Here is an 11,879-nt window from a genome sequence, read left to right on the forward strand (position 1 = left end):
CAAATTCCCTCGTTATCTTTCGGCGAAAGTCTCAAGCTTTTTCCCTACACCCTAACCCCGACAATCTACACCCTGTTTCACTTTCCATCTGCTTGTCACCCCGTCAGTCGCAATAATTATTCTTTTCCAAGTCGAGTCTAACACTATGGACTTTCAAGATAAAAAGAACTTATCCGAAAACGAGCAATCAATCCAAACTAGAGTTTTTAAAGCTCTTAGTGAAGCTAAAGAAAAATTAAAAGCTTTCGAGTCTCAACAAAGCGAACCCTTAGCTATCGTGGGTTTAGGTTGTCGTTTCGGTCATAATATTGCGACACCTGAATCCTTCTGGTCTTTCCTGAAAGCGGGTAAAAATCACCTCAGAGAAATACCTAATGAGCGCTGGAACCAGCAGGATTTTTATGATTCAGATCGGAATAAAGTGGGTAAAATCTATGTTTCTCAGGGGGGGTTTCTCGATGATGTCTCCCAGTTTGATGCCCATTTTTTCGGAATTGCTCCCAAGGAAGCCGTCGCTATGGATCCTCAGCAAAGGTTGCTTTTAGAGGTGGCCTATGAAGCTTTGGAAAATGCAGGAATGGCAACAACGACGGCTAGAAGGGGAAAAACAGGGGTTTTTATCGGGATTACTAACAATGACTATGCCCGTATTCTTACCTCAAATGAGGACTATAATGCCATCGGAGCCTATCATATTTCGGGCAATCATACTAATGCGGCAGCTGGGCGTATTTCTTACCTTTTAAATCTTAATGGTCCGAGTTTGGCAGTAGATACCGCTTGTTCTTCTTCCTTAGTCGCTGTTCATCTGGCTTGCCGTTCCTTACGTTCCCAAGAATGCAGACAAGCTTTAGTCGGAGGAGTGAACTTAGTTTTAACTCCAGAAGTCGTCATCGCCTTGTGCCGCAATCAGATGTTAGCCGCCGATGGCCAATGCAAAACCTTTGACGAAAGTGCCGATGGGTTTGGGATAGGGGAAGGTTGCGGAGTCATCGTCTTAAAAAGACTCAGTGACGCTCTTCAAGATGGCGATCACATTTGGGCAGTGATTCGGGGGACCGCAGTCAACAACGATGGGGCCAGTGGCGGCTTTACCGTTCCTAATGGGCCTGTGCAGAGAGAATTAATCAGAGAAGCTCTAGCTGATGCTCGTTTAGATGCCGCGGCTATCGATTATGTTGAAGCTCACGGTACAGGAACATCTTTGGGAGATCCCATCGAAATTAAAGCCATAGCCGAGGCATTATGCGTCAATCGTCGGAAATCTAACCCGTTATTAGTCGGTTCTCTCAAAACTAATTTAGGTCATCTGGCGGCGGCGGCTGGAATTTCAGGATTAATTAAAACCGCATTATCGCTACACTACCGTGAAATTCCGGCTCATCTGAATTTCAAAAAACCCAATCCTCATATTAATTGGGATGCCTTACCGATTAGTATCGTCACGCAAAATTGTCCTTGGAATGTTAACAATGGCAAGCTCAAAGCGGCTGGAGTCAGTTCTTTTGGAGCATCGGGAACCAACGCTCATGTTATTTTAAGCGAACCGCCTCAACCGCAACCCCAAAACCCGAAAATATCCCCCATTCTCGTTACTTTTTCGGCTAAAGAACCCGAACGTTTACGTCTTTTTACGACTCAATTTGTGGATTATCTTGAGCAGAAAACATCTCTCAACGTCAAGGACATTGCTCTATCTTTAAATACCGGTCGTTTTCCCCATAAACACCGCCTTGCTCTTTTAGTTTCTAATCAAGAGAATCTGCGCCAAGGAATTCAGGCTTTTCTCAAGAGCGATGGGGATGAAAAGCACTTTCAAAATAATAGCTTCGACATTATTTATGGAGAAGCGCAAAGCAATCCTAAAATTGCTTTTCTCTGCAATGACGAGCAAGAAATTAGTCCAGAAATCCCAGAAATCATTGAAACCCTGCTCAATAATGAGCCAGTATTTCATGATGCTTTTAGGCAGTGCGATCATCTGTTTAAAAAATATTTAGAATTTTCTCTTCAGGAATTATTGTCATCTAAAAAAGCCTTAGAGCCTCAGATTCCTTTGTCTGTACAACCGTTATTATTTGCCTATCAATATGCTCTTTGTGAACTCTGGAAATCGTGGGGAATTTCTCCTTCTGCGATTTTAGGTTCTGGATTAGGGGAATATCTCGCCGCTCAACAAGCGGGAGTTTTTTCCCTTGAAGATACCGTCAAGCTGGTGGCGAAACGCGCTCAAATTAGCCCACAAAACCCCAACTCAGAAGACCTTTTATCCTTGCTCAAAAGCACCTCAGAAGTCGATTCTAACTCTCCCGATATTACCCTAATTTATCAGGGTGAAGTTGTGAAAAAATCTCTCACAAATTCAGTTAATAGAGGGGAAAGGATTAGGCAGAAATCCGACGAAATCGCCCAGGGAATTTCTACTTTGCATCAAATGGGATATCAAATCTTCCTAGAAATGGGAATTAGTGCCAATCTCATTAATATAGGTCGTCAAAAGTTAGGGGTAAATTCAATTCTATGGTTATCTAGTTTAGGGGAAGATTGTCACAGTGATCAGCATGAGCAAAGGGTGCTAGGTCAACTCTATGTACGAGGATTTAATATTAACTGGGAAGCCTTTCATCGCTCACATCCGGGGCAAAAAATTAGTTTACCTAATTCGCCTTTTATCCGCAAACGCTACTGGATAAATTCTGGCAATAAATCAGAGTCTTCTAGCTATAAAAACCCTAATTATTACTCTGGACATCCCTTACTAGGCGATCATTTTCCTTCTCCCTTAGCTCTCCTTCAATATCGAGGGAGCATTAGTCAACATAAACCTGCATTTTTAGGAGAACATCAGGTTTTTGATCAGGCCATATTGCCAGCATCTGCCTTGATAGAAATGGCTTTAGCTGCCGGGGAGAATCAAAAAGTTATTTTAGAAAATGTTGAATTTAAGAAGGCATTAATTTTAAAAGATACGGAAGACACATTACAGTTAATCATTGAGCAAAAAAGCTTTAAAATTTACCATGCACTTGAGCCAAATTGGGAAATATTAGTTAGTGGAAAAATTGATGAATTGAAATCAACTAATTTAACCCATTGTCATCTAGAAGAAATCGCCAAAAATTGTTCTGAAGAAGTCGATATCAACTCCTTTTATGAAACTTATCAAAAATCAGGGATAAATTACGGGAGTAACTTTCGGCTCATTCATCAACTGAAGCGGGGGGAAAATACAGCTTTTGCTCAAATCAAATTAACCGATAGGTTAGAGCGGGAAAAATATCATTTTCATCCGGCTATGTTAGACGCTTGTTTTCAAGGGATTGCTGCCATTTTATTTAAAGAAGAATCCTCAGTAACTTATGTTCCTGTTCGCCTTGGGCAATTGGCATTTTTCCACCCTCCTGATGAGCAGGTAATCAGCGCGGTTCGACTGAAAAACTCCTCCCCTAACCCTAACATTATTATCGCTGATATTGATATCTATTCCCCCCAAGGTCAACCCTTGGCATCCCTCATCAACTTAGAACTAAAAGCCGTTCAATCTCAAGAGATTATCCCCCAAGAAATACCCCCTCAAATCTATCTAGAAGAATGGATGCCTTGCGAGGAATTATTAGGGAATGGTAGAGACACTTTAGTAGCTCCCCAGGTGATTAAAAATCAAATTCACCCCGCACAGTTAGAACAACAACTAGGGGAAAATTTGGGGCAATATGAGCGCTTAATGGAAGCCTTGGAAAAGTTAAGCGTTGTCTATATCTGGGAAGCCTTAACAAAACTTAATGGGCAGCCAAAATTAGGTCAAACTTATTCCGAAGCACAGATAGCAAATCAAGGTCAAATTGTTGATTTTTACCGACCTTTATTATCTCGATGTTTAAGTATTTTAGCTGAAGAAAAAATCGTTAATCAGACAAAAGATGGCTGGTTATTCGTCAAAGAATTAGAAGCACCTTCATCGCCATCGCAAATTAAAATTCTCCGCCAAGAATTTGCCGATTATCCAGCAGAAATTAGTCTAATGGAGCGTTGTGGCTCTGCTTTGGCAGCAGTCATGAGTCGTCAAGTTGAGCCATTAGAATTACTCTTTCCTCAAGGGGATTTAGAAGCGATCGCATCAATTTATTCGGAAGCTGCCGGAGCTAAATTGATGAATCAGTTAGTCGCCACCACAATCAGCCGTGCTATTGCGAATTTCCCCCCCTATTATCCCCTAAGAATTCTCGAAATTGGGGGAGGAACAGGAGCCGTTACTGCTGGCATTTTACCTCACTTACCGACAGAACATATCGAATATGTATTCACCGATATTTCCTCTAGTTTCTTAACAAGAGCCAAGGAAAATTTTAGAAACTATCCCTTTATTAAATATCAAACTTTAGACATTGAAAAAAATCCCTTTACTCAAGATTTTCTCCCCGGCAGTTTTGACATAATCATCGCCGCTAATGTTCTTCATGCCACAGCCAACCTTCAAAAAACCCTTGAAAATGTGCGCTCTCTCATCGCTCCTAAGGGACGACTAATCCTCTTAGAAAGTACCGGGGCAAGACGTTGGGTAGATTTAACCTTTGGCTTGACAGAAGGATGGTGGTTATGTAGTCAAGATCTGCGGCGGAATGGTTATCCGTTAATCAGCACAAAAGATTGGCAAAATTTACTGATTGAGAATCAATTTGAAGACATTAATATTATCGAACCAAGCCAAGCAAAAACCCGAAATTTATTAAAACAAAGTGTCATCATTAGTCGAAGCAGTGAGCAATTACCTTCTCTTCCGGCAAAATCTTACTATCATCAAATAATCTGGGCAGATAGTCAAGGAATTGCTAACGGTTTAATCCCTCTATTCCAACAGAGAGGAATAAGTTGTTCTTGCGTCTTTTCCCAAGATATTAACCCGGAGATGGCTGAAGATTACCTATCAATATTGAGAAACTCGATAACTTCAGAAACTCGTCAAATACTGTACTTCTGGGGCTTAGAAAAAATCCCTGGAGAAATTGATCAACAAGTCGAGATTCATTGTCAACGATTTCTCTTTTTCTTACAAGCCTTATTGCAGCAAGAAAATCCGCCGGCTCTGATTTTAGTGACTCAAGGAGCAGTACCAGCAAAAGCCATTAAAACCCTGACCTCTCCCTCTCAAGCATCCTTATTAGGAATAGCCTTCAGCCTAGTCTTAGAACATCCTGAACTTAATTTCAAGGCAATTGACCTAGATCCAGATGAAGTAAACTCAGCCGACAAACTGCTGCAAGAAATCTACAGTAATTCCCAAGAAAACCGGGTTGCTTTGCGGGGGGAACAGCGTTTTTATCCCCGTTTAGTGCAGAGAAAACTTGAAGATGGAAATATCAATTTTAGTCCTGATGGCTATTATTTAATCACAGGAGGCACAGGGGGGTTAGGATTAGCAACAACCCGATGGATGATTGAAAAAGGGGCGCGGAATCTAGTTTTGTGTAGTCGTCGAGGGGCAGAAGGAATTAGCCCTGAAATATTAGCCAATCTCTCCTCTAGTGGGGCAGAAATTACCATCAAAAAACTTGATATTACTGATGCTGAAAAACTGCACACTGTCTTAGAAGAATGCCGTTCTAAATATCCTGTGCGGGGCGTTTTTCACATTGCTGGAACCTTAGACGATACAACCTTATTAAGACTAACACCAGAGCGCTTTAATTATGTTTTAGCTCCCAAAGTTAAAGGAACTTGGTTGCTTCATCAACTCACCCTAAATGACCCATTAGAATTCTTTGTCTGTTATACTTCTGCTGTATCTTTAATTGGCTCAGCTGGACAAGCTAATGCTGCGGCAGCTAATGCCTTTGAAGACGCTTTTATCTATTATCGTCAGGCGCATCATTTACCCGGAACGGTCATAAATTGGGGTCCTTGGAGCGAAATAGGTGCAGCAGTAGATCGCAATGTTTTGGAGAGATTAGCCGCTAAAGGATATGCGGCTATGAAACCAGATTTAGCCCTTAATGCTCTCGAAAAAATTCTCCTAAATCAGATTATTCGCGCTGGTGTAATTAAGATTGACTGGCAACAATTTCCTTATATTCATCAAAACTTTTATAAAAACTTCCTGCCTCAAGGAAAACCCCAAGCTGCCCCCTCATCTGAGTTTTTAAAACAATGGCAAAATTTAACCTTAAAAGAGCGTCCTAATTGGCTAACTAATCATATCATTATGCGTGTTTCTAATGTCTTAGGACACTCAAATGATGAAACTTTTTCCCCTCAACAAGGCTTTTTTGATTTGGGGATGGACTCTCTCACTTCTACAGAGTTACGAAATCTGTTACAAACTGACTTTAATTGTTCTCTCCCTTCGACGATTACTTTTCGTTTTCCGAATGTTGAAGCCTTAGCTAATTATTTACAGCGAGAAGTTCTAGATAATTCTCAACCGGTATTTACCCCTCAAATAAAAGCAGAAATTTCTCAAAAACAGCCAGAAAAATCACAACTCGATGATGATCCTATTGTTATTGTCGGCATGGCTTGTCGATTCCCCGGCGGTGCTAAGAATTTACAATCTTTCTGGGAACTTTTAGAACAGGGAAAAGATGCTATAACAGAAATTCCTCAAGATCGCTGGGATCAGGAAACATGGTATGATCCTAATCCCGATGTCCCTGGCAAAATATACGCTCCTTACGGTGCATTTCTAGAACAAATTGAGGAATTTGATGGAGAATTTTTTGGCATTATTCCTAGAGAATCTGTCGCTATGGATCCTCAGCAGCGTTTACTCTTGGAAACTACTTGGCAAGCTTTAGAATCTGCTGGACAAAATCCCCAAAAATTACGCAACAGTCAGACGGGAGTTTTTATCGGTTGCATGACGCAAGATTATGCCCAATTAAGTTATTCTCCTCAAGCCATTAATGCTTATACTGGTTCAGGAACTTCTGTTAGTATGGCGGCGGGTCGTCTTTCTTATGTCCTTGGTTTACAGGGTCCATCAATGACTATTGACACCGCTTGTTCCTCCTCATTAGTAGCGATTCATTTAGCTTATAATGCCTTACTTAATGGTGAGTGCGATCTGGCTTTAGCCGGAGGGGTTAATATTATTTTAACTCCCATTATTTCTTTAATCGAAAGTCGCGCCCATATGCTTGCCCCTGATGGACATTGCAAAACCTTTGATGAGAGCGCGAATGGCATGGTGCGAGGAGAAGGCTGTGGAATAGTTGTTCTGAAAAGATTGAGCCAAGCGGTTAAGAATGGAGACCAAATTTTGGCGAAAATTTATGGCACAGCCGTCAATCATGATGGTCCAAGTAGTGGGCTAACCGTTCCTAATGGTCAAGCTCAAGAAAAATTATTATATCAAGCCCTTAAACGTGCTAATCTCAAGCCTGAACAAATCGATTATATCGAAGCTCACGGCACTGGAACAGCCCTTGGTGATCCGATTGAATTAGAAAGTATGTCCGCCGTTTTTGGTCAACGCTCCCCTAATCGGCCTTTAATTATTGGTTCAGTAAAAACGAATTTAGGCCATTTAGAAGGTGCTGCCGGAATTGCCGGATTAATTAAAACCGTTCTAGCGTTACAACACCATAAAATACCTCCTCATCTTCACTTTAAAAATCCTAATCCCCGCTTTGATTGGAGTTCTCATATTTTTGAAGTTCCTGTACAAGGAAAACCTTGGAATATCAGCGAACGTCCAAGGATTGCTGGAGTAAGTTCCTTTGGATTTAGTGGAACGAATGCTCATATCATTGTTGGGGAAATTGACGCTGATTTACCTCAACCTTCGGAGAATAATTTTTATCTATTACCCCTTTCGGCTCGCTCTGAAAAATCGCTGCAAGAGTTAGCGAGAAATTATCAAGATATTTTGACTGAGTCTATCAATTTAGCTGATGTTTGTTTTACCGCCAGTACAGGACGGGGGATTTTTCCGCAACGAATCTGTATTTTAGCAGACTCAATAACCACGGCACAACGAGCATTAATTGATTACCAAGATGGTGAAAATTCTGACTCATTAATCCGACCGATTTTATCAGAGACTCCGCCAAAGATAGCTTTCCTCTTTTCTGGACAAGGCTCTCAATATTCTGGCATGGGAGAAACCCTTTATAACCGAGAAGTTGTTTTCAAGGAAACATTAGATCTTTGTGCTCAAATTCTAGAACCCCTTTTAGAAAAATCTCTCTTAGATTTAATCTTTCAAGAGCAAAATAGCGAGTTATTAGAGGAAACCCAAATCACTCAGCCGGTGATTTTTTCCCTTGAATATGCACTTGCCAAATTATGGCAATCTTGGGGAATACAACCTTCAGCCCTTTTAGGACATAGTATCGGGGAATATGTGGCGGCTTGTTGGGCAGGAGTCTTTTCTTTAGAAGATGCCTTAAAATTAGTGACTCAACGGGGTAAATTAATGGGAAAATTGCCCCACAATGGCAGTATGTCCGCTATTTATGCTGATTATGAGACGGTAGCAAACGCTCTAACTTCTTATGAAAATCAAGTTAATATTGCTTCAGCCAATGGCTCAATTACCGTCATTTCTGGATTTAAAGAGATTGTTGAGCAACTGGAAAAAAACTTTATTGATCAAGGGCATAAAACTAAACGTTTAGCGGTATCTCATGCTTTTCATTCTCCTTTAATGCAGCCCATTCTTGATGATTTTTCCCAGGTCTTAAAAACAATTTCTTTTCATGAACCTAGCTTAACGATTATTAGTAATCTGACAGGGAAAGCTGTAGGTTCAGAAATTACAACTCCTGATTATTGGGTAGATCATCTGCGTAGTACTGTACAGTTTAGTCAAGGATTTCAGTCTTTAATTGATCAGGGTTATCGTTGTTTTCTAGAAGTCGGTTCTAAGCCTGTATTACTGAGTATGGCTCGCCTTATTTCTGCCAACCAGGATCTATTATGGTTGCCTAGTATTGTACCCGGTCAGGATGAACAGGCACAAATGTATAGAAGTTTAGCGACACTTTTTGTTAATGGTTATTCTGTGGACTGGACTACAGTATTTAAACAAGGTAAGCGGATTATTTTACCGACTTATCCCTTTCAAAGAGAACGGTATTGGCTATCTAATTCGGAATTTTCTCTAGGGCAAATCAAGACTCAGTTACATCCTTTTATTAAAGATTTTAAAAAGTTAGCAACGGGAGACATGATCTTTGAAGGTGAGGTGAGTTATCTTAACCCTAGTTATTTAGAAGAACATCAGGTATTTGATAACATTGTATTTCCAGCTACTGGTTTTATTGAAGCTATTTTAGCCGCCAGTCAGAAAATATTTAATGGGCATTTTGTCACCCTTCAAAATGTCTCTATTCATCAGGGATTACTCTTATCTCCAACTCCCTTAATAGTCCAAATAATTTTTAGACCTAAAAAATCATCTCAACTGATTTATACTTTTGAGATATTTAGCAGTGATTCTGCACAAGAAAAATGGGTTCTTCATGTTACAGGTGAAGTCAAACCTAAGGATATACAAAGCTTGGCTGCCTCAGAATTAACCCAAACTAAATTAGAAAGAGAAACCCCTAAAGAATCAATTTCTATTCGTGAATTCTATGAACTTTATCAGCAGATGGGGATCAGGTATGGGGAGCAGTTCCAAGCGATTCAAGAGTTATATTCTTTCAAAAAAGGCTCTCAAGCTAAAATTAGTATTAACCCTAGTTTAGCGGATCGGCGTTATCATTTTCATCCAGTTCTTTTGGATGCTTGCTTACAAAGTATTGGGGCAGCTTTCCCCGAAATTCATGGTCAAGAATTGCATCTACCTTATGGATTCTCTTCCTTGGAAATATTCCTAAATCCAACTTCGCAAGTTTGGACGGAAGTTCAGGTCATCTCAGATACTAATGGTGAAATGAGAGTAAATGTTAATATTTATGATGAACAAGGACAGCTTTGCGCTCGCTTTACTGACTTAACAGCACGGCGCATAAATCCGGCTATTTTACAGAGTTTATGGCAAGAAAAGTCGAACGATTGCTTTTATAAAGTGGAATGGAAAAAACTTCCATCAATGCCAACTGTTGCCGTTGATCCTCAAAATTCTTGGTTAGTCTTGGTTCGTCCAGAAACAGACTTAAATTCCCTAATTAATTTATATAAAAGGGCAGGAGAAAAAGTAATTACTGTAGAAATGGGGCAGAATTATCAATGTAATTCTCAAGATTCTTTTGTCATCAATCCGGCTCAGAAATCTGATTTTCAGCGTCTCTATCAAGAAGCTTATCCATCGGGAGAATTTCCGACTGGCGTTGTTTTTTCTTGGGAATCTTCAGAAGCTGAAGACGTGCTAGATACAGTATATCAGAGTTCTCATGCCGTCTTAAATTTAGTGCAAACCCTCACTAATAACTGGGAGAAATTACCTCATTTATGGCTGATTACTCGCGGGGCTAATAAAATTATCAATGATACGGCTTTATATCCTCAACAGTCCCATTTATGGGGATTAGGAGCAGTCATTAATCAAGAGTATCCTAAAATGGGTTGTGTTTGTTTAGATTTACCAATCCATAAAGAAGCTGATGAAGCTGAACTTTTATTCAATGAATTAAAGTGTTTCCCCCATGAATTCCGTTTGGCTTTACGTCAAGGAAACCGCTACGCAGCCAGGTTAGTTTCTGCATCTCTTCCTAGCTCAGAAAAACGACATTTTATTAATCAGTCAGGGGTTTATTTAATCACGGGAGGGGGAGGAAAACTGGGCGGATTAGTGGCTCAATGGTTATCAGAAATGGGAGCAAGTCACTTAGTTTTGTGTAGTCGCCATGTTAAATCTTCAACAGAATTGATAGCCCCATTAGTGGAGAAAGGAACAAAAGTAACCTTGATTGAAGCTGATATTACTTCCCCCACAGATATGAAAAATTTATTCTCTCGTTTTGGGGCAGACTTGCCCGTCTTACGAGGAATAATTCACGCAGCAGCGGTCTTAGAAGATGGGCTGATCAGTAATCAAAGTTGGCAAAAATATCAAAAGGTAATGAGTCCAAAAGTAGCAGGAACTTTATTATTAGATCGTTATACTCGCTCTCTATCTTTAGACTTTTTTGTGAGCTTTTCTTCTGCGGCTGTCATCCTTGGTTCACCGGGTCAAAGTAATTATGCTGCGGCTAATGCTTTCATGGATGCTCTAATGCAGCAACGGCAAAGTTTAGGATTACCTGGTATTAGTATTAATTGGGGAGCTTGGGAGACGGGCAACCAAATTGATCAACAACGTTTCGCTAATTGGGGTTTGCAGATGATGCCTTCTGAGCAAGCGTTTCAATATCTCAATCAGGTAATTTTAGATGATATTAACCAAGGGATAGTTCTCGATATTAATTGGTCGATTTTTAACCAAACTTTCAATATTAATCAACCCTTCTTTAGCGAGGTATTAACCCTAAAAAATCAAAAACAAACAAGTCCAGCAAAACTATTAGAACGATTAAAATCTGTCTCTATAGACGAACGAATAAACGCTTTAGTAGAAGGACTGGAGAAAATATTAAGAGAAGTGACAGGGTTAAATGGGAACAAAGTTATTCCTCAACAAACATCATTCTTAGACTTAGGTTTAAACTCTCTAATGGTCATAGAATTTAAAAATCGCTTAGAAACAGATTTAGGGTGTAAATTGCCATCTTCGATCATTTTCGATTATCCTAATCTTCTCAGCTTAAGTACCTACTTACGGGAACAAATTCTAGCCAATCATCTCGATTTTGAGATTAAAATAAATCCAATTCCTGACAATCATAGTCCCTATGACAGCCTCAGTGAAGACGAACTGGCAAGATTACTTAATCAAAAATTAACGGAGCTTGATCAATATGGAGGTTAAATTTTAAAAATAATGTTTCAAAAGGCAT

1 protein-coding gene is annotated in these 11,879 nt (G+C 40.0%); it reads left to right on the top strand.

All coding sequences use genetic code 11. The annotated features are described in order from the left end of the window. The first annotated feature begins 145 nt into the window (after window positions 1-145). Window positions 146-11,851 (top strand): type I polyketide synthase, encoded by an 11,706-nt coding sequence (locus tag EWV84_RS07530; RefSeq protein WP_287077511.1) that lies wholly within the window; start codon window positions 146-148, stop codon window positions 11,849-11,851. Window positions 11,852-11,879 lie beyond the last annotated feature (28 nt).

This window comes from Microcystis sp. M_QC_C_20170808_M3Col, assembly GCF_007095505.1.
Classification (GTDB): Bacteria; Cyanobacteriota; Cyanobacteriia; order Cyanobacteriales; family Microcystaceae; genus Microcystis.